General features: G+C 74.1%; 20 protein-coding genes. 9 read left to right on the top strand and 11 right to left on the bottom strand.

The window, feature by feature from the left end; genetic code table 11:
* Positions 1 to 80 precede the first annotated feature (80 nt).
* Positions 81 to 1109 (bottom strand): non-homologous end-joining DNA ligase, encoded by a 1029-nt coding sequence (gene ligD / locus ACQP12_RS08400; RefSeq protein WP_433286366.1) that lies wholly within the window; start codon positions 1107 to 1109, stop codon positions 81 to 83.
* Positions 1110 to 1156: 47 nt separating this feature from the next.
* Between ligD and msrB the strand changes: the two genes are divergently transcribed.
* Positions 1157 to 1564: a peptide-methionine (R)-S-oxide reductase MsrB gene (msrB, locus tag ACQP12_RS08395; protein ID WP_357942283.1), complete on the top strand. Its 408-nt coding sequence runs from the start codon at positions 1157 to 1159 to the stop codon at positions 1562 to 1564.
* 38 nt (positions 1565 to 1602) lie between these two features.
* On the opposite strand, the gene ACQP12_RS08390 is transcribed toward msrB, so the two are convergent.
* Positions 1603 to 1878 (bottom strand): isoamylase early set domain-containing protein, encoded by a 276-nt coding sequence (locus ACQP12_RS08390; protein ID WP_357942281.1) that lies wholly within the window; start codon positions 1876 to 1878, stop codon positions 1603 to 1605.
* Between the two features lie 155 nt (positions 1879 to 2033).
* On the opposite strand from ACQP12_RS08390, the gene ACQP12_RS08385 reads away from it, so the two are divergent.
* The 3 genes from ACQP12_RS08385 to ACQP12_RS08375 all read left to right on the top strand — a co-directional run bounded on the left by ACQP12_RS08385 (position 2034) and on the right by ACQP12_RS08375 (position 4019).
* The gene (locus tag ACQP12_RS08385) at positions 2034 to 2294 is read left to right on the top strand and encodes a Prokaryotic metallothionein (protein ID WP_357942279.1); all 261 of its coding nucleotides are present in this window, start codon (positions 2034 to 2036) and stop codon (positions 2292 to 2294) included.
* Between the two features lie 31 nt (positions 2295 to 2325).
* Positions 2326 to 2775, top strand: a complete 450-nt coding sequence (locus ACQP12_RS08380; protein WP_357942277.1) for a GNAT family N-acetyltransferase — start codon at positions 2326 to 2328, stop codon at positions 2773 to 2775.
* Between the two features lie 134 nt (positions 2776 to 2909).
* The gene (locus tag ACQP12_RS08375) at positions 2910 to 4019 is read left to right on the top strand and encodes a lytic polysaccharide monooxygenase auxiliary activity family 9 protein (protein ID WP_433286362.1); all 1110 of its coding nucleotides are present in this window, start codon (positions 2910 to 2912) and stop codon (positions 4017 to 4019) included.
* A 46-nt stretch (positions 4020 to 4065) separates the two neighbouring features.
* Here ACQP12_RS08375 and hemQ read toward each other — a convergent pair whose 3' ends face one another.
* From hemQ to hemE, 3 genes are read right to left on the bottom strand one after another with little or no spacing between them, the layout of a single operon-like run.
* Complete coding sequence (hemQ, locus tag ACQP12_RS08370; RefSeq protein WP_433286360.1) at positions 4066 to 4767, bottom strand: hydrogen peroxide-dependent heme synthase; 702 nt, start codon at positions 4765 to 4767, stop codon at positions 4066 to 4068.
* Positions 4764 to 6173, bottom strand: a complete 1410-nt coding sequence (hemG, locus tag ACQP12_RS08365; protein WP_433286358.1) for a protoporphyrinogen oxidase — start codon at positions 6171 to 6173, stop codon at positions 4764 to 4766. Before hemG ends, hemQ begins: the two co-directional genes overlap by 4 nt.
* Before the next feature lie 13 nt (positions 6174 to 6186).
* A complete protein-coding gene (gene hemE / locus ACQP12_RS08360; RefSeq protein ID WP_433286356.1) occupies positions 6187 to 7278 on the bottom strand; it encodes a uroporphyrinogen decarboxylase in 1092 nt (363 codons plus the stop codon).
* Between the two features lie 179 nt (positions 7279 to 7457).
* Between hemE and ACQP12_RS08355 the strand changes: the two genes are divergently transcribed.
* Positions 7458 to 8030, top strand: coding sequence for a DUF3000 domain-containing protein (locus ACQP12_RS08355; protein ID WP_357942265.1), 573 nt, complete (start codon positions 7458 to 7460; stop codon positions 8028 to 8030).
* Positions 8031 to 8154: 124 nt separating this feature from the next.
* Here the strand turns inward: ACQP12_RS08355 and ACQP12_RS08350 are convergent, their stop codons facing one another.
* Both ACQP12_RS08350 and ACQP12_RS08345 read right to left on the bottom strand, forming a co-directional pair.
* Positions 8155 to 9078: a hypothetical protein gene (locus ACQP12_RS08350; protein WP_433286353.1), complete on the bottom strand. Its 924-nt coding sequence runs from the start codon at positions 9076 to 9078 to the stop codon at positions 8155 to 8157.
* Between the two features lie 124 nt (positions 9079 to 9202).
* A complete protein-coding gene (locus ACQP12_RS08345; RefSeq protein ID WP_433286351.1) occupies positions 9203 to 10666 on the bottom strand; it encodes a trypsin-like peptidase domain-containing protein in 1464 nt (487 codons plus the stop codon).
* 208 nt (positions 10667 to 10874) lie between these two features.
* Here ACQP12_RS08345 and ACQP12_RS08340 point away from each other — a divergent pair, with 208 nt between their 5' ends.
* The 4 genes from ACQP12_RS08340 to ACQP12_RS08325 all read left to right on the top strand — a co-directional run bounded on the left by ACQP12_RS08340 (position 10875) and on the right by ACQP12_RS08325 (position 16743).
* The gene (locus tag ACQP12_RS08340) at positions 10875 to 12197 is read left to right on the top strand and encodes a ribonuclease D (RefSeq protein ID WP_433286349.1); all 1323 of its coding nucleotides are present in this window, start codon (positions 10875 to 10877) and stop codon (positions 12195 to 12197) included.
* Between the two features lie 174 nt (positions 12198 to 12371).
* Entirely contained in the window at positions 12372 to 13568 is a 1197-nt protein-coding gene (locus tag ACQP12_RS08335; protein ID WP_357942257.1) for a thiolase family protein, read from the top strand.
* Positions 13565 to 15634: a 3-hydroxyacyl-CoA dehydrogenase NAD-binding domain-containing protein gene (locus ACQP12_RS08330; RefSeq protein ID WP_433286346.1), complete on the top strand. Its 2070-nt coding sequence runs from the start codon at positions 13565 to 13567 to the stop codon at positions 15632 to 15634. The genes ACQP12_RS08335 and ACQP12_RS08330 overlap by 4 nt, the downstream gene beginning before the upstream one ends.
* A 251-nt stretch (positions 15635 to 15885) precedes the next feature.
* Positions 15886 to 16743: a hypothetical protein gene (locus tag ACQP12_RS08325; protein ID WP_357942253.1), complete on the top strand. Its 858-nt coding sequence runs from the start codon at positions 15886 to 15888 to the stop codon at positions 16741 to 16743.
* 64 nt (positions 16744 to 16807) lie between these two features.
* Here the strand turns inward: ACQP12_RS08325 and ACQP12_RS08320 are convergent, their stop codons facing one another.
* The 4 genes from ACQP12_RS08320 to ACQP12_RS08305 all read right to left on the bottom strand — a co-directional run bounded on the left by ACQP12_RS08320 (position 16808) and on the right by ACQP12_RS08305 (position 22024).
* Positions 16808 to 17194, bottom strand: coding sequence for a VOC family protein (locus ACQP12_RS08320; protein ID WP_357942251.1), 387 nt, complete (start codon positions 17192 to 17194; stop codon positions 16808 to 16810).
* A 205-nt stretch (positions 17195 to 17399) separates the two neighbouring features.
* Entirely contained in the window at positions 17400 to 19940 is a 2541-nt protein-coding gene (locus ACQP12_RS08315) for a malectin domain-containing carbohydrate-binding protein (RefSeq protein WP_433286342.1), read from the bottom strand.
* A 258-nt stretch (positions 19941 to 20198) separates the two neighbouring features.
* Complete coding sequence (locus tag ACQP12_RS08310) at positions 20199 to 21359, bottom strand: sensor histidine kinase (protein ID WP_433286340.1); 1161 nt, start codon at positions 21357 to 21359, stop codon at positions 20199 to 20201.
* Complete coding sequence (locus ACQP12_RS08305) at positions 21356 to 22024, bottom strand: response regulator transcription factor (protein WP_357942245.1); 669 nt, start codon at positions 22022 to 22024, stop codon at positions 21356 to 21358. Before ACQP12_RS08305 ends, ACQP12_RS08310 begins: the two co-directional genes overlap by 4 nt.
* Positions 22025 to 22042 lie beyond the last annotated feature (18 nt).

Below are 22042 nucleotides of genomic sequence, written 5' to 3'. Positions count from 1 at the left end.
AGGCGGGAAAGGTTCGCGCGCGTTACGTGATCGTTATCACGCGGCCCGGAGCTGCCGCGGTGGCGGCGCTCGCCGGCCGGTCAGGCGCGCGGCCGGTCGCGGTCCTTGGAGGGCTGCACCCGCTTCGGCTCGCCGGGCATCTTCGGGTATTCCGGCGGGTAGGGCATGTCGCCCTGACCGGCGGCGGCGTCCCGCTCGGCCCACTCCAGCAGCGGGGTGATGTCCCACGGGGAGTCGTCGATGCCGGCGTGCGGGTCGCCCCGCTCGGCGAACCGGGCCGGCACGCTGCCCAGGTGGAAGTCGTCCGGCTCGACGTCGGGCAGCTCGGCCCACTCAACAGGGGTGGAGACGGTGGCCCGCCCGTTGGCCCGCAGCGAGTACGCGCAGGCGATGGTGCGGTCGCGGGCCATCTGGTTGAAGTCCACGAAGACCCGGCTGCCGCGCTCCTCCTTCCACCAGGCGGTAGTCACCAGCTCCGGGCGGCGCCGTTCCAGCTCGCGGGCCAGCGCGATGGTCGCCCGGCGCACCTCGACGAACGTCCAGCGCGGCTGGATGCGCAGGTAGACGTGCACGCCCCGGCCGCCGGAGGTCTTCGGCCAGCCGGTCACCCCCAGCTCGTCGAGCAGCCCGCGCAGCTCAGCGGCGGCGGTCACCGCGTGGGTGAAGTCGGTGCCGGGCTGCGGGTCCAGGTCGATGCGCAGCTCGTCGGGCCGGTCGACGTCGGCGGCGCGCACCGGCCACGGGTGGAACACCACGGTGCCCATCTGCGCGGCCCAGGCCACGTGCGCCAGGTCGGCCGGGCACAGCTCGGCGGCCTTCCGGCCGCTGGGGAAGCTGATCTCCGCGGTCGCCACCCACGGGGGTACGCCCCGGGCCGGCACCCGCTTCTGAAAGAACGCCTCCCCCTCGATGCCCTCCGGGAAGCGCTGGAGGGTGGTGGGCCGGTCGCGCAGGGCCCGCATGATGCCCTCGCCGACCGACAGGTAGTAGTGGAAGACGTCCGCCTTGGTGAAACCGCGCTGCGGGAAGATCACCCGGTCCGGGCTGCTCAGCCGGACGGTGTGCCCAGCGACCTCGATCTCCTCGACTGCGGCCTTGCTGCCAGCCATTGGGCGACACTATGCGATGCCACCGACGGCCGACGTACCGTTGAGCGGTGAGTCTTTCCGACAATGAACTGCCCCGCACCGAGGACGAGTGGCGGGTCCGGCTGAGCCCCGAGGAGTTCCGGGTGCTCCGCGAGGCCGGCACCGAGCGGCCGTGGACCGGCGAGTACGTCGAGACCAAGACCCCCGGCGTCTACCACTGCCGGGCCTGCGGGGCCGAGCTGTTCCGCAGCGAGGACAAGTTCGACTCGCACTGCGGCTGGCCGAGCTTCGACGACGCCATCCCGGGTGCGGTCAAGGAGATCCCCGACAACACCCTCGGCATGCGGCGGGTCGAGATCCGCTGCGCCCGCTGCGACAGCCACCTGGGGCACGTCTTCGAGGGCGAGGGCTTCACCCCGAAGGACACCCGGCACTGCGTGAACTCGATCTCGGTGCGGCTGGAGCCGCAGGGCTGACGGCGCGCGGGAGCTAACGGCACGACGCCGCCGGCCGGTCAGAGCAGCAGCCGGCTGCCCTTCTCGTCGACCGCGTCGGCGGCCTCGTCGTCCAGCCACACGCCGCCCGTGGCCAGGTAGCGGAAGCGGTACTCGCCCGGGGCGAGCCGCACCGTCACCGTGCGGGTGCCGTCGCGGCGGGCGACCAGCTCGTGCCGGCCGGGCTGCCAGTCGTTGAAGCAGCCGACGACGCTGACCGTGCCGGGCGGGGTGTCCCTGGGCAGGCAGAAGGTGACCCGGGTCTGGTTGCCGAAGAGCTTGTTGCGCTTGATCACGGATCCTCCGGGGTTCGAGGGCGGTCACCAGGGCTAACGCGCGACACGCCGGGGGCGACTCGCCGTCGAGCCGGATCAGGTTCGCCGGTTTCGGTTGCCGGGGCGTGTCCGCTGGCCGACCCTGAGGTGACGGGTCCGTTTTCGGGGGGTTTCGTATGGCTACCTGTGAGGTCTGCGGCAACGACTACTGGATGGCGTTCGAGGTGCGCACGGTCAACGGGGCCACGCACACCTTCGACTCCTTCGAGTGCGCCATCCAGAAGATGGCGCCGATCTGCGAGCACTGCCAGACGAAGATCGTCGGGCACGGGGTCGAGGTCTCCGGCCGCTTCTTCTGCTGCGCACACTGCGCCCGCGCGGTCGAGGGCACCCAGGGCGCCGAGGTCCGCGACGCGGTCGGCGCCCGCCCCGCCTGAGCACCGCGCGGGACGGGCCTACCATCGCGGGATGCCTACCGAGTCCCACCTGGCCGGCTTCGCCGAGCTGGACGCGCGCACCTTCCACGACCTGCTGCGGCTGCGCATCGACGTGTTCGTGGTGGAGCAGTCCTGCCCGTACCCGGAGCTGGACGGCCGGGACGTCGAACCCGGCACCCGGCACCTCTGGCTGACCCGGGACGGCGCCGTGGTGGCGTACCTGCGGATCCTCGCCGACCCGGGCGGGGTGGCGCGGATCGGCCGGGTCGTGGTGGCCCCGGCGGCCCGCGGCGCGGGCCTGGCCGGCGCGCTCCTGACCGAGGCCCTGGCGGCGGTGGGCGACCGCCCGTGCGTGCTGGACGCGCAGACCCACCTGGTCGACTTCTACGCCGGCCACGGCTTCGCGGTCAGCGGCCCCGGTTACGTCGAGGACGGCATCCCGCACACCCCCATGCGGCGGGAGGGCCGCGCCGCCGCCTGAGCAGACATTGACGGATACCGCTTTCCTGTGGCAGCGTGCCAGGCGGAGCCGCCACGCGAGCCGTCCCGCGGGAGGGGGCAACTCCCGCACCGTCCGGGCGTCGTGCACCGACATCCCCACCCCGGAGGCTCACCATGTCCACTCCGCACCGCCGCCGCGCACCACTCGTGGCGGCGATCCTGAGCGTCTGCGCGGTCGTCGCGGCGCTGCTCACCACCGCCCTGTCCGGCCCGGCCTCGGCGCACGGGTCGGTGGTCGACCCGGCGTCCCGCAACTACGGCTGCTGGCAGCGCTGGGGCAGCGACTTCCAGAACCCGGCGATGGCCACGCAGGACCCGATGTGCTGGCAGGCCTGGCAGGCCGACCCGAACGCCATGTGGAACTGGAACGGCCTGTTCCGGGAGGGCGTCGCCGGCAACCACCAGGCGGCCATCCCCGACGGCCAGCTCTGCAGCGGCGGGCGCACCTCCAGCGGGCGCTACAACGCCCTCGACACGGTCGGCGCCTGGAAGACCTCGCCGGTGACCGGCAACTTCCGGATCAAGCTGTACGACCAGGCCAGCCACGGCGCCGACTACATCCGGGTGTACGTGACGAAGCAGGGCTACAACGCGCTCACCACGCCGCTGCGCTGGAGCGACCTGGAACTGGCCGGCCAGATCGGCAACACCCCGGCCAGCCAGTGGACGCCCGAGACCTCGGGCGTGTCGATCCAGGTGCCGGCGAACGCGCCGGGCCGGACCGGCCGGCACGTCGTCTACACCATCTGGCAGGCCAGCCACCTGGACCAGTCGTACTACCTGTGCAGCGACGTGGACTTCGGCGGCGGCTCGACCACGCCGCCCAGCACGTCGTCGCCGACCGCCACCCCGCCGAGCACGCCGTCACCGACCCCCACCCCGCCGAGCACGCCGCCCCCGACCACGCCGAACCCGGCCGGGGCGTGCACGGCGACGTACCGGATCACCGGGCAGTGGGGCGGCGGCTTCCAGGCCGAGGTGCAGGTGACCAACGGCGGCTCGCCGATCCGCGGCTGGTCGGTGAGCTGGAACTACGCCAACGGCCAGCAGGTCAGCTCGGCGTGGAACGCCACGGTGAGCACCAGCGGGACGCTGGTCACCGCGCGCAACGTCGCCTACAACGGCACCCTCGCCGCGGGGGCGAGCACGTCGTTCGGGTTCGTCGGCACGTCGAGCGGGACCAACCCGGTACCCGGGATCCTCTCCTGCACGACGGTCGCCTGACCGCCGTCCGGCCGGGGTCGCGGAGCGCGGCCCCGGCCGGCACGGGTCAGACCAGGCAGGTGACGAAGTCGGCGATCGAGCGACGGCGGCCCGTGTAGAAGGGCACCTCCTCGCGCACGTGCCGGCGGGCGGTGGCAGCCCGCAGATCGCGCATCAGGTCGACGATGCGGTGCAGCTCGTCGGCCTCGAAGGCGAGCATCCACTCGTAGTCGCCCAGGGCGAACGAGGCGACCGTGTTGGCCCGCACGTCCGGGTAGCCGCGCGCCATCTTGCCGTGCTCCGCCAGCATCTCCCGCCGCTCGGCGTCGGGCAGCAGGTACCACTCGTAGGACCGGACGAACGGGTAGACGCAGAGGTAGGCGCGGGGCTCCTCGTTGGCCAGGAACGCCGGGATGTGGCTCTTGTTGAACTCGGCCGGCCGGTGCAACGCCATCTGCGACCAGACCGGGGTCAGCGCCCGGCCCAGCGTGGTGCGCCGGAACCGCAGGTAGGCGTCCTGGAGCGCGTCGCTGGAGGACGAGTGCCACCAGATCATCAGGTCCGCGTCGGCGCGCAGGCCCGACACGTCGTACGTGCCGCGGACCGTGACGTCCTTGCCGGCCAGCTCCTCGAAGAGCGACTCGACCTCGGCGACGACGTTCTCGCGCAGCGACGGGAGCGGGCTGGTGGCCCGGTACACCGACCACATGGTGTAGCGGATGGTCTCGTTGAGCTCCCGCAGCCGGGCCGCGTTGGTCTGCTCCGTCATGCTGCCGATCCTCCCAGTGCAGTGATGATCTCTTCGGCCGCCGTCTCGCCGGAGCGGACGCAGACCGGGATGCCGACGCCGTCGTAGCCGGCGCCGGCCAGGGCCAGCGTCGGGTGGGCGGCACGCAGCGCCGCCCGGACCGCCGCCACCCGGCCGAGGTGGCCGGGCGTGTACTGCGGCAGGGCGCCGCCCCACCGCTGCACGTGCCGGGCCACCGGGGCCGGCAGCGGCGTGCCGAGCACCTTCGACAGCTCCCGGTGCACGGTGGCGACCAGGTCGTCGTCGGTGAGCTGGAGCGAGGTCTCCTCGCCGTACCGGCCCACCGAGGCGCGCACCAGGGCGAGCCCGTCGGACCGGCGCAGGTGCCCCCACTTCGTGGTGAAGAAGGTGGACGCCTTGATGAGCAGCCCCTCGGTGGCCGGGACCAGGAAGCCGGACAGCTCCGGCAGCTCCGGCTCGGGCAGGGCCATGGTGACCAGCGCGACGCTGGCGTAGTCCAGTCCCCCGACGGTCGCCGCGACCTCCGGCGCCGGGCCGTCGAGCAGCCGGGCGGCCGGGCGGGCCGGCACGGCGAGCAGCACGGCGTCGGCCGCCACGAACTCGGGATCGCGGGTGGGGCCGACCACCAGGCGCCAGCCGGTCGGGGTGCGGTGCAGCTCACGCACCGCGGCGTCCCGGCGGACCGTCGCCCCGCTCTCCCGCGCCGCCGCCTCGACCAGCGTGCTCAGCCCGCCGGCCAGGGTGCCGAAGACCGGGGCGCCCGGGGCGCGGGGCGCGGCGGCCTGCGCGGCGCGGACCGCCCCGACCAGGGTGTGCTCGACCCGGGCCGCCCGGGCCAGGGCCGGCATCGTGGTGACCAGCGAGAGGTCGTCGGCCCGGCCGGCGTAGACGCCCCCGAGCATCGGGTCGACCAGGCGCGCCACCACCTCGTCGCCGAGCCGGTCGCGGACCAGCGCGCCGACCGACACGTCGCCCTCCGGCGGCAGCAGCGGCGCACCGCCGTCCCGGTCGGCCGCCGCGGCCGGCCGCGCCACCGCCGCCACCTTGTCCAGATCCCCGGGTACGCCCACCAGGGTGCCGCCCGGGACCGGGCGCAGCCCGCCGTCGACCAGCAGGGCCGCCTGCCCGACGGTGGGGTGCACGATCGCGCCGGCCAGGCCGAGCCGGCGGACCAGGGTCACCACGGCCGACTCCCCGCCGGCCGGGTCACGCATCAGGAACGACTCGGCGCCGAACTCGACCGGCCCGCCGGCCAGCTCACCGGTGCGCAGCTTGCCGCCGAGGCGGCCGGACTGCTCGTACACGGTGATCTCGGTGCCGGCGGGAGCGCGGTCGCGCAGGCGGACGGCGGCGGCCAGCCCGGTGATCCCGCCACCGACGATCGCCACCCGCCACGGTCGCGCCATGGTCGTCCCTCCCTTACGCGGCCGGCCGCGCGGACAGCTCGTGCACCAGCGCGACCACCCGGGTCAGCACCTCGGGGTCGGTCTCCGGCAGCACGCCGTGACCGAGGTTGAACACGTGACCGGGTGCGGCCCGCCCCTCGCCGAGGATCCGGCGCACCTCGGCCTCCACCACGGGCCAGGGCGCGAGCAGCACGGCCGGGTCGAGGTTGCCCTGCACGGCCCGGTCCGGACCGATCCGGCGGGTCGCGACGTCCAGCGGCGTACGCCAGTCCACGCCCACCACGTCGGCGCCGGCCTCGCCCATCGCGCCGAGCAGCTCCGCGGTGCCCACCCCGAAGTGGATCCGGGGCACGCCCGCGTCCGCCAGGCCGGCGAGCACGTACGCCGAGTGCGGCAGCACGTAGCGGCGGTAGTCCGCCTCGGAGAGCGCCCCGGCCCAGGAGTCGAAGAGCTGCACCGCGGAGACCCCGGCGTCGACCTGCACCCGCAGGAACGCCAGCGTCACCTCGGAGAGCCGGGCGCAGAGCGCGTGCCACAGGTCCGGGTCGCCGTACATGAGCGCCTTGGTCTTCGCATGGGTCCGCGACGGCCCGCCCTCGACCAGGTAGCTGGCCAGGGTGAACGGCGCGCCCGCGAAGCCGATCAGCGGGGTGTCGCCCAGCTCGGCGACGAGCAGGCGCACGGCCTCGTCCACGTAGGACACCTCGTCGCGGCCGATCGGGTTGATCCGCTCGACGTCGGCGGCGGTGCGCACCGGTTCGGCCACCACCGGGCCGGTGCCGGGCACGATGTCCAGGTCGACCCCGGCGGCGGCCACCGGCACCACGATGTCGCTGAACAGGATGGCCGCGTCGACCCCGTGCCGGCGGACCGGCTGGAGGGTGATCTCCCGGACCAGCTCGGGGCGGCGGCACGAGTCCAGCATCGGCACGTTGGCCCGGATGTCGCGGTACTCCGGCAGCGACCGGCCGGCCTGGCGCATGAACCAGACCGGGGTGTGCGGGCCCGGCTCGCGCCGGCAGGCGCGGACGAAGGGCGAGTCGGCCGGCCCGCCGCGGCGGGATTCTCCGTCTCGGGCGGCAGTGCCCGTGGTGTCGGTGGTCATCGCGGCAATCGTGCCACGCGCCCGGACGCCTCCCGCCGCCACCGTCACCTTTTGTGACGTGAACGGACGGGCCCCTTGTCGACGCCCGGGTCCCTTCTCACGGGGTCCGGCCGCATGATCGGGATGATCGCCCGGCGTGCCGTCACACCGGGCGGCGTGGGGCGGCATAGGCTGCCGTCATGGCCCCCCCGATCGCGCTCCCGGAAACCTTCGCCCGCGCGGTCGCGGGGCTGCGATCGGTGACATGCCGCCCCGAGATCGTGCTGGAGGAGGTCGGCGCCCCGCAGCGCCTGGCCCCCTACGCGTTCGCGCTCTCCGCCGGCGTGCTGCGCGACGGCGACGAGGTGGCCACCGGGCGGCTCATCCTGCTGCACGACCCGGCCGGGCACGAGGCGTGGCAGGGCACCCTGCGGCTGGTCACCTACGTGACCGCCGAGCTGGAGGTCGACCTGGCCAGCGACCCGCTGCTGCCCGGGGTGGGCTGGACCTGGCTGACCGACGCCCTCGACGCGCAGGAGGCCCGTTACCGGGCCATCGGCGGCACGGTCACCCAGACGCTCTCCACCCGGTTCGGCGAGCTGGCCGGGCCGCCCGCCGCGGGCGACATCGAGATCCGCGCCTCCTGGACGCCGCTCAGCACCGACCTGGCCCCCCACCTGCTCGGCTGGTGCACCCTGCTGGCCTCGACGGCCGGCCTCCCCCCACCCGGCGTCACGGCGCTACACACCCGCCGCCCCGCCGGCGCCGCCTGACCTCGTAACTTCCGCGATCTTGGCGAGTTGCCGTTCGCGGTGAACGACAACTCGCCAAGATCCGCAGATTCGGGCACGGCGAGGGCCGCCCCGAACGGTCGGAGCGGCCCGTGGTGAAGCCGGGTCAGAGGTAGTTCTCGGCCTCGTCGCAGACCTTGTCCAGCCCCTTGTTGGCGGCATCGAAGGCGGCCTTGTCGCCCCGGGACGCCGCCCCGATGGCCGCGGTCAGCTTGTCCAGGCAGTTCCCGATGACCTTCTTCTGCCGGGCCTGCTCGTCCCGGTCGTTCTTGGTGCCGGTCAGGTCCTGCTCGGTGTCGGCCAGCTTGTCGCGCACCGTCTGGAGGTCGCCCTTGAGCTTGTCGATCTCCTGCCGGTTCGCGGTGATCGTGCCGTCCCGCTGGCTGACCTGCTGCTCGGCCTTGTGCAGCTTGCCGTTGGTGGTGACGTAGAGGCCGGTCATCACGCCGCCGAGGACCAGGAGCAGCCCGGCGACGATGCCCAGGATGAGGGCGGTCCGCCCCTTCCCGCCGCCCGCCCCGGGCGCCCCGTAGGGCGGCACCGGGCCGGGCGGGGCCGACATCGGGTAGCCCGGCGGGGCCGACATCGGCTGCGGGTAGCCGGGTGCCGGGCCGGCGCCGGAGACCGGCGGGACGGAGGTCGGCGGAGCTGACATCGGCTGCGGGTAGCCGGGTGCCGGGCCGGCGCCGGAGACCGGCGGGACGGAGGTCGGCGGGGCCGACATCGGCTGCGGGTAACCCGGCGCGCCGGAGGTCGGCGGAGCCGACATGGGCTGCGGGTACCCGGGCGCCACGCCCGCGCCGGAGGTCGGCGGGGCCGACATGGGCTGCGGGTACCCGGGCGCGGAAACCGGGGCGGCGCCTGGCGCGTACTGCCCGGGAATCGGGGCGGTGGGCTGCGGCAGGGTGGGCTCGGGCTGGGCCGCCGCGTGCTGCGGGGGCTCGGGCTGGGCCCCGTACGGGCTGCCGTAGACGGTGCCCCCCGGCGGCTGGGGCGGGTAGCCGCCCGCTCCGGTCGGTGGCTGGGACATGCTTCTTCCTCCAGGTTTGCTGGTCCCCCGCGGGGTGGCCCGTAGGGCCGGGGTCTGCGGTCGGCGTGGCAGGGCCCACGCCTCGACGGTGCGGTACGCGGTCAAGCCGCCGGCGGCGCGCCGGTCAGCAGAGCTTGAACCGGTCGCACGCGGTCTTGATCGGCACCGCCAGGCCGATGCCCTCGGCGTCCCGGGCCTTGGCCGTGGCGATGCCCACGACCTCCTTCGAGCCGTTGATCACCGGCCCGCCGGAGTTGCCGGGGTTGATCGGCGCGTCGAACTGGATCACCGGACCGGAGCCGCCCTCGTCCTTACGGAACGCGCTCACCACGCCGGTGGTGACACTGTCCTGGAGGCCGAGCGGCGCGCCGACCACCACGATCTGCTGCCCCGACTTCACCGGCGTACGTGCCGCGACCAGGCCGGTGAACTTCGCGGTGGTGCGCAGGTGGGCGAGGTCCTTGTCCTTGTCGACCTCGACGATGGTCGCCTCGAACCGCTGGTCGGTCCGCTCCAGGAAGACCTTGCGGTCGCCCGCGGTGAAGACGGCCTCCACCACGTGGAAGTTGGTGAGCAGCGTGGTGCCGCCCCCGGACGGCGCCTTGCCGATGGCGAAGGCCGTGCCGGTGAACTGGCCGGCCCGGACCCGGAACACGCTGGGCAGCACCGCGCTCGCCACGGCCTCCGGGTTGAACGCGGCACCGGCCTGCTTCTCCAGGACACCCGCCCGCTCCTCCAGGCCGTCGAGCCGGCCGGTGGCCGCGCCCTGCGCCTCGGCCAGCCGCCGGTCGGTGGCGGCGATCCGGCCGTCCAGCCGGTGGATCTGGTACGCCTGCAGGCCCGCCACCAGCGCCAGGATCCCGGCCAGGACGAGCGTCACGACCGGCAGCCGGCGCCCCCGCCCGCCGCGCTCCGGCTGCCCGGTGGGCGACCCCGGCAGCGTCGTGGCGACCGGCTGCCCGGGATAGGCCGGACCGGAGGTGGCCTGGCCCGGGTAGGCCGCGCCGGGCGGGGACTGGGCCGGGTAGGCCGCGCCGGACGTCGGAGCCGGGTGGGCGGTACCGGACGCCGGAGCAGGATAGGCCGGGCCGGAGGTGGGCTGGGCCGGGAAGGCCGCGCCGGACGCCGGAGCCGGGTAGGTCGGGCCGGGCGTGGGCTGAGTCGGGTAGGCGGAGGGCTGGGCCGGGGCGGTCGGCTGCCCCGGCACTGCGCCCGGCGGCGCCGGGCGCCAGTCGTCGGGGGTGCGCGGGGTGGGTGCGGGCGGATCGCCCCACTGGCCGCTGTTCGGCGGCGCCGACCAGGTTGCTCGGGCCCCCGAGAAGTCGGCGCCCGGCGCACCAGCGGCGGAACCGGTGCCGGGCGCGACGGACGCGGAGCCGGAGGCGGGCGGGAAGCCCTCGGCGGGCGCGCCCGGGAGGCCCGCGGAGGGGTAGCCGGTCGGCTGGCCGGGAACGGTGGCGTGGCCGGTCGGCGGGACGATGCGCGGCGGCAGCGGCCCCGGCCGGTCGGCCCCGGCCCGCTCCGGGGCGGCAGTCTCGTCGCCGCCCGGCCCCGGCACGCCGTCCCCGGCCCCGTACGCGCCCGTCATGATCGCCTGTCCTCCCCCGTGACCGCACCGACGCCCTCGCGGGCCACGGCTCGATGGACCGTACCTGCGTGAAAGGGGTTTGTCTCCCCCGGTGTCCGACCCTGGCATCCCGGCGCAACCCGACCGTCACGGCACCTCCCGGACATCCCGCCGACACGCGCCCGACCGGCTGCGCACGCCGGATCGCCCGGCGCACTAGGGTTGTCAGGTGACCGACGAACCACCCCTGCGCCGTCGGGCCGCCGAAAGCCGTACGGAAGAGGCCTCGCCGCATCCGTCCTCGGCCATGCCGGAGCCGGCGGACGCGGGGACCGAACCCACCGCCGGCGGGCCCGTCCCGCTGACCGCCCCGCGCGAGGGCACGCCCGCGCCGGTGGCCACTCCGAGCGAGCTCGACGAGGTCGTGGCCCGCTTCGCGGCCGGCACCGGCCCGGTGGCCCTGGACGCCGAGCGTGCCTCCGGCTACCGCTACAGCCAGCGCGCCTACCTGGTGCAGCTCCGCCGGGCGGGCTCCGGCACCACGCTGATCGACCCGCTGCCGCTGCCCGACCTGACCGCCCTCGACTCGGTGATCGCCGAGGCCGAGTGGGTGCTGCACGCCGCCAGCCAGGATCTCGCCTGCCTCGCCGAGCTGGGCCTGCGCCCGCGCCGGCTGTTCGACACCGAGCTGGCCGCCCGGCTGGCCGGTTTCGAGCGGGTGGGTCTGGCCGCGCTGACCGAGCAGGTGCTCGGCTACAGCCTGGAGAAGCACCACTCGGCGGCGGACTGGTCGAGCCGGCCGCTGCCGGAGTCCTGGCTGACGTACGCGGCGCTGGACGTGGAGCTGCTGGTCGACCTGCGCGACGCGCTCGACGAGGAGCTGACCAAGCAGGGCAAGTCGGCCTGGGCGGCGGAGGAGTTCGCCGCGCTGGTGCGCAACGGCGCCCGCCCGCCCCGGGTCCGGGCCGAGCCGTGGCGCCGCACCTCGGGCATCCACCGGGTGCGCGGCGCGCGGGCCCAGGCCCGGGTGCGCTCGCTGTGGTACGCGCGGGACCAGATCGCCGCGCGGCGGGACGCCGCACCGGGCCGGGTGCTGCCGGACTCGGCCATCGTGGCGGCCGCCGAGCTGGACCCGAAGGACGAGAAGACCCTGTTGACGCTTCCCGGTTTCGGTGGCCGTTCGGTGCGCCGGCTGGCGCGTACCTGGCTGGCGGCCCTGGACGACGCGCGCCAGCTGCCGGACGACGCCCTGCCGGTGAGCCCCGTGGTGGAGGGTCCGCCCCCGCCGCACCGGTGGGCGGAGCGCGACCCGGTGGCGGCCGGCCGGCTGGCCCGCTGCCGCGAGGTGGTGGTCGGCACCGCCGGCGCGCACCACCTGCCGCCGGAGAACCTGATCGCCCCGGACTCCATCCGCCGGCTGGCCTGGCAGCCCCCCGAGGAGATCACCGACGACACGGTCGCGGAGACCCTGCGCACCTTCGGCGCGCGGGAGTGGCAGATCAGCCTCCTCCTTCCCGCCCTGACGGAGGCCCTCCACCTCCCGGCTTCCTGACCCCTCCGGAGAAGCCCGGCGGGGTGTGGGGTTGGCCACATGGGGGGTGCTGTCGGCGGAGGTTACTGGCGAGTAGCATCCGGGGGAAACCGCCAGTGCCGGCCGACCCTCATTCGGTCCGTGGCGCCGTCTCGCGGCGCGGAAGCCGAATCATGGTCGAAAAGGAGGCTCCAAGTGCCCCGTGAAGTTCGGGATGTCGTCTTCGTCGACGGCGTCCGCACCCCGTTCGGCAAGGCGGGTGGCATGTACGCCAACACCCGCGCCGACGACCTGGTGATCCGCTGCATCCGCGAGCTGATGCGGCGCAACCCGCAGCTGCCGCCGGAGAAGGTGGAGGAGGTCGCCATCGCGGCCACCACCCAGATCGGCGACCAGGGCCTGACCATCGGCCGCACCGCCGCCCTGCTGGCCGGCCTGCCCAAGACGGTGCCCGGCTTCGCCATCGACCGGATGTGCGCCGGCGCGATGACCGCCGTCACCACCGTCGCCAGCGGCATCGCCATGGGCGCCTACGACGTGGCGATCGCCGGCGGCGTGGAGCACATGGGCCGCCACCCGATGGGTGAGGGCGTCGACCCCAACCCGCGGATCATCGCGGAGAAGCTGGTCGACCCGTCCGCGCTGGTCATGGGCGCCACCGCGGAGAACCTGCACGACCGGGTCCCGCACATCACCAAGGAGCGCACCGACGCGTTCGCGCTCGCCTCGCAGCAGAAGACCGCCAAGGCGTACGCCAACGGCAAGCTCCAGGGCGACCTCGTGCCGGTGGCGATCCGCGACCCGGAGGCCGGCTGGGGCCTGGCCACCACCGACGAGGCTCCCCGGGAGACCTCGCTGGAGAAGCTCGCCACCCTCAAGACCCCGTTCCGCCCGCACGGCAAGGTCACCGCGGGCAACGCGGCCGGCCTGAACGACGGCGCCACCGCGGCGCTGGTGGTCGCCGAGGAGACCGCCCGCGAGCTGGGCCTGCCGATCGGCATGCGGCTGGTCTCGTACGGCTTCGTCGGCGTCGAGCCCGAGGTCATGGGCGTCGGCCCGATCCCGTCGACCGAGAAGGCGCTGCGCATCGCCGGCCTGAGCATCGACGACATCGGCCTGTTCGAGCTGAACGAGGCGTTCGCCGTGCAGGTGCTCGCCTTCCTCGACCACTTCGGCATCGCCGACGACGACCCGCGGGTCAACCCGTGGGGCGGCGCGATCGCCATCGGTCACCCGCTCGCCTCCTCCGGCGTCCGGCTGATGACCCAGCTCGCCCGGCAGTTCGCCGAGCACCCTGAGGTCCGCTACGGCGTCACCGCCATGTGCATCGGCATCGGCATGGGCGGCACCGTCATCTGGGAGAACCCGCACTGGAAGGGTGACAACAAGTGAGCGCGCTCGCCGCACCGAACGAGGTCGTCACCAAGGCGCTGCTGCGCCAGGTGAACGTACCGGGGCTGGACCGTCCCGCCGCCCTCATCACCCTGGACAACGGCTTCGACCACACCAAGCCGAACAGCTTCGGCCCGGGCGGCCTGACCAGCCTGGACGAGGCGATCACCGCTGCCCTGGCGGCGGACCCGGCGTTCATCGCGGTCACCGGCAAGCCGTACATCTTCTGCGTGGGCGCGGACATCACCAGCCTCCCGCAGCTGGAGAACCGCGAGCAGGCGCTGGAGATCGGCCGGCTCGGCCACCGGGTCTTCGCCCGGCTCAAGGACAGCGCCGTCCCCACCTTCGCCTTCGTCAACGGCGCGGCGATGGGCGGCGGCCTGGAGCTGGCCCTGCACTGCCACTACCGGACCCTGTCGGGGGGCGCGGCGGCCCTGGCGCTGCCCGAGGTCTCGCTCGGCCTGGTCCCCGGCTGGGGCGGCACCCAGCTGCTGCCGAACCTCATCGGCATCCCGGCCGCGACCCAGGTGATCCTGCAGAACCCGCTCATGCAGAACAAGATGCTCAAGCCGAAGCAGGCGGCCGAGATGGGCATCGCCGACGTGCTGCTGGAGCCGGCCGACTTCCTGGAGCGGTCCCTGGAGTGGGCCGCCGGCGTCGTCCGGGGCGAGGTCACCCCGACCCGGCCCGAGGTCGACAAGGACATGTGGGCGGGCGTGCTCTACTTCGCCCGGCAGACCCTGGACCAGCGGCTGCACGGGGCGGTCCCGGCCGCGTACAAGGCGCTGGACCTGCTGGAGACCGCGAAGGACGCCGACTTCGCGGCCGGCACCGCGGCCGAGGACGAGGCCCTGGCCGACCTGGTCTTCTCCGAGGAGCTGCGCAGCGGCCTGTACGCCTTCGACCTGGTGCAGCGGCGGGCCAAGCGGCCGGCCGGCGCGCCGGACAAGGGCCTGGCCCGGCCGGTCACCAAGGTGGGCATCGTCGGCGCCGGCCTGATGGCCAGCCAGCTCGCCCTGCTCTTCGCCCGCCGCCTCCAGGTGCCGGTCGTCATGACCGACCTGGACCAGTCCCGGGTGGACAAGGGCGTCGGCTACGTGCACACCCAGATCGAGAAGGCCGTCAGCAAGGGCCGGATGGACAAGGGCACGGCGGCCAAGCTGTACGGCCTGGTCAGCGGCTCGGTCGACAAGTCCGTCTTCGCCGACGCCGACTTCGTCATCGAGGCGGTCTTCGAGGACCTCGGCGTCAAGAAGCAGGTCTGGGCCGAGCTGGAGAAGATCGTCAAGCCGGAGGCGGTGCTCGCCACCAACACCTCCAGCCTGTCGATCACCGAGATGGCCGCCGACCTGGAGCACCCGGAGCGGGTGGTCGGCTTCCACTTCTTCAACCCGGTCGCCGTGCTGCCGCTGCTGGAGATCGTCCGCGGCGAGCGGACCGACGACGCCACCCTCGCGACCGCGTTCGCGGTCGGCAAGCAGCTGCGGAAGTCGAGCGTGCTGGTCAAGGACGCCCCGGCGTTCGTGGTCAACCGGCTGCTCACCCGCTTCCTCGGCACCGTCTTCGCGGCCGTCGACCAGGGCACCCCGCTGGACGTGGCGAACAGCGCGCTGGACCCGCTGGGCCTGCCGATGCGCCCGCTCGCCCTGCTCCAGCTGGTCGGCCCGGCCGTGGCGTACCACGTGGGCGGCACCCTGCACGCCGCGTTCCCGGAGCGGTTCGGCGTCAGCGAGAACCTCAAGCGGATCGCCGACTCGGGCCAGCCGATCGTGGTCGACGACCAGGTCAACGAGGAGGTCGCCAAGCTGCTCGTGGTCGGCGACCAGCCGCTCACCGCCGAACAGGTCCGGCAGAACGCGCTGGACGCGCTCGCCGAGGAGATCCGGCTCATGCTCGACGAGGGCGTCGTCGCCGAGGCGCAGGACATCGACCTGTGCATGATCCTGGGCGCCGGCTGGCCGTTCCACCTGGGCGGCGTCACGCCGTACCTGGACCGCACCGGCACCTCGGAGCGGGTCACCGGCAAGCGGTTCCTGCCCCGCGGGGTCGCCAGCCTCCGCGGCTGACCACCCGCAGCTCCGCCACGATCGCGGTGGCCGGCCGTCCCCTCCGGACGGTCCGGCCACCGCGATCGGCCGTTTCCGGGCCGCGGTCCGTCCGCCGGGCGGTCAGCGGCCGGACATCACGCGGACATCGCCCGGCCGGCCCGGTCACGACCCGGTTCCGGTTTCGTCACGTCGTCGGTGGCCGGACAGTGCGGTGTCGGTGCCGCTGGCTACGATCACGCGTCCGGACTTCTCAGCAGGAGCTGCCAAACATGTCCCAGCCGCCGTCCAATCCCTACCCCGGTTCCTACCCCCCGCCCCAGCAGCAGCCCGGCGGCTACCAGCCGCCGCAGCAGCCCCAGTACGGCGGCGGGTACCCGCCGGCTCCCCAGCAGCAGCCGCAGTACGGCGGCTACCCGGAGAGCGGCCAGCCCGGCCAGCAGTACGGCGGCGGCTACCCCGAGCCCGGCCAGCCCGGCCAGCAGTACGGCGGCTACCCGGAGACCGGCCAGCCCGGCTACGGCGCCCCGGCCCCGCTGCCGCCGAAGAAGAAGTCGAGCGCCGGCAAGATCCTGCTCATCGTGCTGGCCGTCGTGCTGGTGCTCTGCGTGGGCGGTGGCGTCGCCCTCTGGTTCGGCCTCAAGGACGAGGTCGGCGACGTCGTCACGGCCACCAAGACCCGCCTGGTCGAGCCCACCACGCTGGCCGGCCGGTCGAAGGTGAGCGAGCCGCAGCTCCAGTCCGTCGCCAGCCAGATGAAGTCCGAGATCGCCAAGGACGTCCCGAACGCCACCAGCACGGTCGGCGCGTTCTACGGCAACCCGGCGAAGAAGGACCTGGTCATGATCGCCGGCGCGTCCGGCGTCATCGCCGACCCCAAGAAGGAGATGGCGGACGCCACCAAGGGGATCACCGCCGAGCTGGGCGCCAAGGAGTTCAAGACGGTGGACGCCGGCCCGCTGGGCGGCGACGCCAAGTGCGGCGACGGCAAGATCGAAGACGTCCCGGTGGCCGTCTGCGTCTGGGCCGACAAGGGCAGCCTGGGCATGGTGGTGGTCTACTTCAAGTCCGCCGCCGAGATCCAGCCGGAGTTCGTGACCATGCGCGGCGAGATCGAGAAGCAGGACTGACCCTCGCGGATCAGACGAACCGGGCCCCCGCCATCACGGCGGGGGCCCGGTTTCGTGTCACCGGTCAGGCCGACGCGGCCCGCTCGGCGGGGCTGCGGCAGACGCAGAACTCGTTGCCCTCAGGGTCGGCGAGCACCACCCAGCCGGTGCCGTCCGGCCGCCGGCGGTCGTCGACCAGGGTGGCGCCGAGGTCGCGCAGCCGCGCCACCTCGTCGTCCCGGGTCCCCTCGGCCGCGTGCACGTCGAGGTGGAACGCGCCCTTGCCGTGCCGCTCCCCCACCGAGACGAAGAGCAGGTCGGGGCCGTGGCCGTCGGGGGCGGCGAGGACCGCCTCCGGGTCGCCCGGGTAGTCGTCGTCGTTCAGCTTCCGGTCGAGCGCCCGCGCCCACCAGCTGGCCAGGGTGTACGGGTCGTCGCTCTCGACGGTGACGCAGTGGATCTGTGCACTCACGGTGCTTTCCTCCTGGATCGGAGTGCGCCCCGCCGGAGTGGGAGAGGTCAGCGGCGACTGCGGGGCGCGGGACGGTTCACGGTGAACATCGACCACACCCCCTTCCGCGTGCTCGGGCTGACGCCGCTGATCATGTCACCACCCGGCGGCGGGGACAAGCCCGGCCCGGCCCCGCGAGGCGGGACCGGGCCGGACGGGAAGCGGGTCACGGGCCGACGAAGACCGCCTTCGCCCGCCAGTCGACGCCGTCCACGGCCGGGCCGCTGCGCACGGTGAACGCCGCGGCCGGCGCGCCACCCGCCCAGTCGGTGGCCGACAGCTCACCGGTGCTGCGGTTGACCTTGTAGAGGGTGCCGCCGGCCAGGAAGACCGAGCCCGCGTCGGCGAAGCCGCCCGCCCCGGCGATGGTGAACTTCTCCGCGCCGACCACGCCGCTGTCCGGTGTGAACCAGCGCCAGAACAGGCCGCCCTGCCCCGCGAGGGTGTAGTAGAGCCGGCCACCGCTGTAGAACATGCCGGTGACGTTGGGGATCTCCGGATAGAAGTTGTTCGTCACCCCGGCGTACGTCTGGCCGGCCGGGCCGGAGTCCGTCTCCACGGCGTCCCAGTAGGCGTCGTGGTACGGGTCGACGGCCGACGCGGCGCCGAAGGTGGACCCGTCGAAGGTGCGCCGCCACAGCGACCCGTTCATGCCGTAGAAGAGCGTGCCGCCGACCCAGAACGCGCCCCGCGCGGTGGACCACGCGGTGCCGTCCGGCACGGCCACCGGGGCGGCCGCCCCGACCGTGGTGCCACCGTCGTACGACCGGGTCTGCACCTCGTTGCCGGTGCCGGCGGGCGGGGTGCCCGTCTTGACGATCTCGATGCCGTCGACCAGGGGGTTCTCCACCACGTGCCGGAAGTCGACACCGACCGAGCCGTCGCTGACCACGGTGAACGCCCGCATGGTGCCCACGTTGTGCCCGACGCTGGCGGACAGGTCGAGGTCGTCCAGGACGGTGGTTCCCTCCACCGCCACGTCGAAGACCCGGGACCCGGCGGAGGACGTGCCGTCGTACCGGTTGGCCAGGTAGAGCCGGACCTGGACCTCGGTGCCCGCGGGCACCGGGAACTGCCAGCTCATCTCCGTGTCGCCGGCGGGGTCCCAGCGCTCGTCGCTGTAGAGCGCCGCCGGGGTCCCGGCCGGCACGGTGGCGTCGACGCCGCCGACCGGCGCGAAGCCGGCCGTACTGCTGCCGGCGTTGTGGTACGGGCTGGGACTGCCGCCGTCGTCGGCCGCCCAGTCCGGCCCGGTGTCCGTCGAGGCGAGCAGGGGACCGCCCGCGTTGACCCGGTACAGCACGTTCGTCGGCGCCGGGACCCCGGCCTGGTACACGTTCCCCGGGAGGGCGGCCGTGGTGGTCGGGTGCGGCGCCGCGCCACCGGTCAGCGGGAAGAACGCGATCCGCTCCCGCCGGTACTGGAAGTTACCGATCCACGAGGTGTCCGAGCCGACCCAGAGGCCGGCCGGGGTGACCAGCATCTCGGAGGCGCCGATGCCGCGCGGGTGCCGGCCGGGGTTCCAGGACAGGGGCAGGCCCGTACCCGGGTCGAGGGCCGCGATGCTGGCCCGGCCGACGGCGCCGGCCTGGGCGGAGTCCCCGCCGAAGCTGTTGTTCAACCAGCGGAAGTGGCCGCCGACGTAGACCGCCTGCTCGCTGATGCCGACTGACAGGTAGGTGTCGCCGCCGGTGTAGTCGACCCAGGTGGGCTGGAGGTTCGCGCCGGTGGCGTCGGCCTCCCAGCGGGCGGCCGCGTCGCAGAGCGTGCCGCCGTTCGGGGCGCCGGTGGTCACCACCACGAAGTAGCTGCTGTCCGGGGCGAACGCAATGTCCCGCATGTACGAGTCGAAGGCCCACCAGGCGCAGCGCGGGGTGTACCGGCTGGTGTTCCAGTCGGCCACGGTGGCCTCGGTCGCGCCCAGGTCCAGCTTGACGATCTGGTCGTGCAGCACCCCGTCGGCCTTCTTGAAGTTGCCGATCACCACGAGCTTCGTGCCGTCCGGTGAGACGGCCAGCTTCTCGGCGCCGACGCCGGCGTTGGAACCGCTGACCCCGTCGTAGTTGTGGTGCTCGGTGAGCGCCGTGGTGAGGTAGCCGTCCACCGCGCCGGTGCTCGCGTTGAGCGAGGCGAGGCCGCCGCGCGGGTTGGGGTTCCCGGCCGCGGTGAAGATGCCGCCCACCAGCAGCCGCCCGCCGGCCAGGGCGATGTCGTTGACGAGCCCGTTGAACGCCGGGCCGGCGAAGCTGGTGACCACCGCGCCGGTGGCGACGTTGAGCAGGGCCACCTTGCGCCGGGTGACTCCGTTGACCGTGTTGAACTTGCCGGCCACGAAGACGGTCCCGGCGGTGGGTCCGGCGACCACCGCGTACACCTCGTTGTCGACGGTCGGCGCGAAGGCGGTGTCCACCGTGCCGGTCGCCTTGTCGAAGGCGAGCAGGTAGTTGCGGGTGATGTCGACGTCGGAGGCGCGGTTCTGCACCCGGGTGAACGAGCCGGCCACGATGATCTTCGTGCCGGCGTCGTGGATCGCGTCGACCGTGCCGTCCATGATGTCCGGTGAGGCGGTCGAGGGCGTCGCTTTGACCAGCGTGGTGTGGCCGGGCGCGGCGGCGGCGGGACCGGCCGGGGCCAGCCCGGCTGCGGTGAGCGCGACGGCGGCGAGGGCCACGAGGACACGGCGCGTGAGGGCCGAGGGTGGGGTCACTGGCAGCTCCGGAAGACTGGTGCGGACAGGCGTGACGCAGCACTCACCCTGGGCCACCCGTCACCCGCCGTCCAGCGCCGGCCACGCTTTCTGCCCGACCACCGCGCCGCTCCCGCCCGACCACCCGGCGGGACCGGACGGGACAGCCGGGCCGCCCGCACGAACAGGTGGCCGCGGATGGTGGTTCGGCGGGCGGCGGCCGTCAGGTCGGCGGTCCGGCGCGTACCGTCGGTCGGCCGCGCGGACGCCGATCGGCTCCTAGGTGGCCGTGGGGGCGTCGGCCGAGGGCAGGGTGACGGTCACCTCCAGGCCGCCGCCCGGCTGGGCGACCGCCTTCACGGTGCCGCCGTGGGCGTCGCAGACCGCGCGCACGATGGACAGTCCGAGGCCGGAGCCGCGGGCGCCGGTGCGTTCCTGCCCGCCGCGCCGGAAGGGCTCGAACAGCCCCGGCACGTCGGCGGGGGCGACCTCGAAGCCGGTGTTCCCGACCACGAGCCAGGACCGCTGGCCGTCGGTGCCGGTCCGCACCCAGAGCCGGCCGTGCAGGTGGTTGTAGCGGACGGCGTTCTCCACCAGGTTGCCGGCGAGCCGGTCGAGCAGGCCCGGGTCGCCGACCACCGGGGCGGCACGCAGCGAGGTGTGCACCTTCAGGCCGATCCGCTCCACCTCGCGGGCCATCGCGGAGAGCGCGTTGGCGGTGCCCACGGCGAGGTCGAACTCGGTGCGCCGGGCCAGCCGGCCGCCCGTCTGCGCCTCGCTGCGGGCCAGCACCAGCAGCGCGTCGACCAGCCCGTTGGCGCGTTCCGAGGCGTCCCGGACCACGCTGGCCATCCGGCGGTACTCGGCGAGGTCCGCCTCGTCGTCGCTGAGCGTCACGTCGATCTCGGTGCGCATCACCGCGAGCGGGGTCCGCAGCTCGTGCGAGGCGTTGGCCACGAACCGTTTCTGCGCCTCGAACGCGGCGCTGATCCGGTCGAGCATGGCGTCGAAGGTCTCGGCCAGCTCGGCCACCTCGTCGTTGGCGCCGGACCAGCCGATCCGTTCGTCGAGGGTGGTCTCGCCGAGCCGGCGGGCGGTGGCGGTGACCTGGTGCAGCGGGCGCAGCGCCCGGCCGGCCACCGCGTACGCGCCGGCGATCCCGACCATGCCGATCGCCACCAGCGCCACCAGGGCCTTGACCAGCAGCTCGCGGGAGGCGGCGTCGACGAGTTCCCGCTGCCAGTGCCCGGCGTCGAGGGTGCGGCCGTCGGCGAGCACCACCGTGGTGCCGGGCAGCAGCTCGTCGGTGGGGCGCAGCGCGTCCCGGACCAGCAGCCAGGCCAGCAGCACGAGGACCGCACCGGCCCCGACCAGCAGCACCCCGTTGAGCAGGGTGAGCCGCAGCCGCAGGGTGGGCCGCGGCCGCGACCGGCCGGTCATGAGGTGGCCTCGCCGATCCGGTAACCCGCCCCGACCACCGTGTCGATCAGCGGCGGGTCGCCGAGCTTCTTGCGCAGTGTCATCACGGTGACCCGGACGATGGTGGTGAACGGGTCGGTGTTCGCGTCCCAGACCCGCTCCAGCAACTCCTCGCTGGAGACCACCGCGCCGCGCGCCTTGAGCAGCTCGGCCAGCACGCCGAACTCCTTGTTGGTCAGGTCGACCGGCTCCCCGCCGCGGGTGACCACCCGGCGGGCCGGATCGAGCACCAGGTCCGCCACCTCCAGCACCGGCGGGGCGGCCGGGGTGGCCCGCCGGCCCAGCGCCTGCACCCGGGCGACCAGCTCGTCGAAGGCGAACGGCTTGGGCAGGTAGTCGTCGGCGCCGAGCTGCAACCCCTCCACCCGGTCGGCGACCGTGACGCTCGCGGTCAGCATGAGCACCCGGGTCAGCGCGCCGGAGGCGGCCAGGTCGGCGCAGATCCGGTCGCCGTGCACGCCGGGCAGGTCCCGGTCCAGGACCACCACGTCGTAGCGGGTCACGAAGGCGGCCTCGTGCCCGGCGTCGCCGTCGTAGGCGACGTCCACGGCCATCCCGCGCTTGCGCAGCCCGCGCGCGATCGCGTCGGCGAGGTTCCGCTCGTCCTCGACCACCAGTACCCGCATCCCGGCCTCCCACCTCGT

The organism is Micromonospora sp. CA-244673, from assembly GCF_050948395.1.
Taxonomy (GTDB): Bacteria; Actinomycetota; Actinomycetes; order Mycobacteriales; family Micromonosporaceae; genus Micromonospora.
Note: the sequence above shows the minus strand (reverse complement) of the source record. Positions and strands in the feature narration are given on the sequence as shown.

Bases quoted from the DNA above. Each gene is read 5' to 3' on its own strand.
- ACQP12_RS08380 (WP_357942277.1), top strand. From the start codon at position 2,326: ATGCCTACCGAGTCCCACCTGGCCGGCTTCGCCGAGCTGGACGCGCGC.
- hemE (WP_433286356.1), bottom strand. From the start codon at position 7,278: ATGACCACCGACACCACGGGCACTGCCGCCCGAGACGGAGAATCCCGC.
- ACQP12_RS08375 (WP_433286362.1), top strand. From the start codon at position 2,910: ATGTCCACTCCGCACCGCCGCCGCGCACCACTCGTGGCGGCGATCCTG.
- hemQ (WP_433286360.1), bottom strand. From the start codon at position 4,767: ATGACGGAGCAGACCAACGCGGCCCGGCTGCGGGAGCTCAACGAGACC.
- ACQP12_RS08325 (WP_357942253.1), top strand. From the start codon at position 15,886: ATGTCCCAGCCGCCGTCCAATCCCTACCCCGGTTCCTACCCCCCGCCC.
- ACQP12_RS08350 (WP_433286353.1), bottom strand. From the start codon at position 9,078: ATGTCCCAGCCACCGACCGGAGCGGGCGGCTACCCGCCCCAGCCGCCG.
- ligD (WP_433286366.1), bottom strand. From the start codon at position 1,109: ATGGCTGGCAGCAAGGCCGCAGTCGAGGAGATCGAGGTCGCTGGGCAC.
- ACQP12_RS08305 (WP_357942245.1), bottom strand. From the start codon at position 22,024: ATGCGGGTACTGGTGGTCGAGGACGAGCGGAACCTCGCCGACGCGATC.
- hemG (WP_433286358.1), bottom strand. From the start codon at position 6,173: ATGGCGCGACCGTGGCGGGTGGCGATCGTCGGTGGCGGGATCACCGGG.
- ACQP12_RS08345 (WP_433286351.1), bottom strand. From the start codon at position 10,666: ATGACGGGCGCGTACGGGGCCGGGGACGGCGTGCCGGGGCCGGGCGGC.
- ACQP12_RS08355 (WP_357942265.1), top strand. From the start codon at position 7,458: ATGGCCCCCCCGATCGCGCTCCCGGAAACCTTCGCCCGCGCGGTCGCG.
- ACQP12_RS08310 (WP_433286340.1), bottom strand. From the start codon at position 21,359: ATGACCGGCCGGTCGCGGCCGCGGCCCACCCTGCGGCTGCGGCTCACC.
- ACQP12_RS08385 (WP_357942279.1), top strand. From the start codon at position 2,034: ATGGCTACCTGTGAGGTCTGCGGCAACGACTACTGGATGGCGTTCGAG.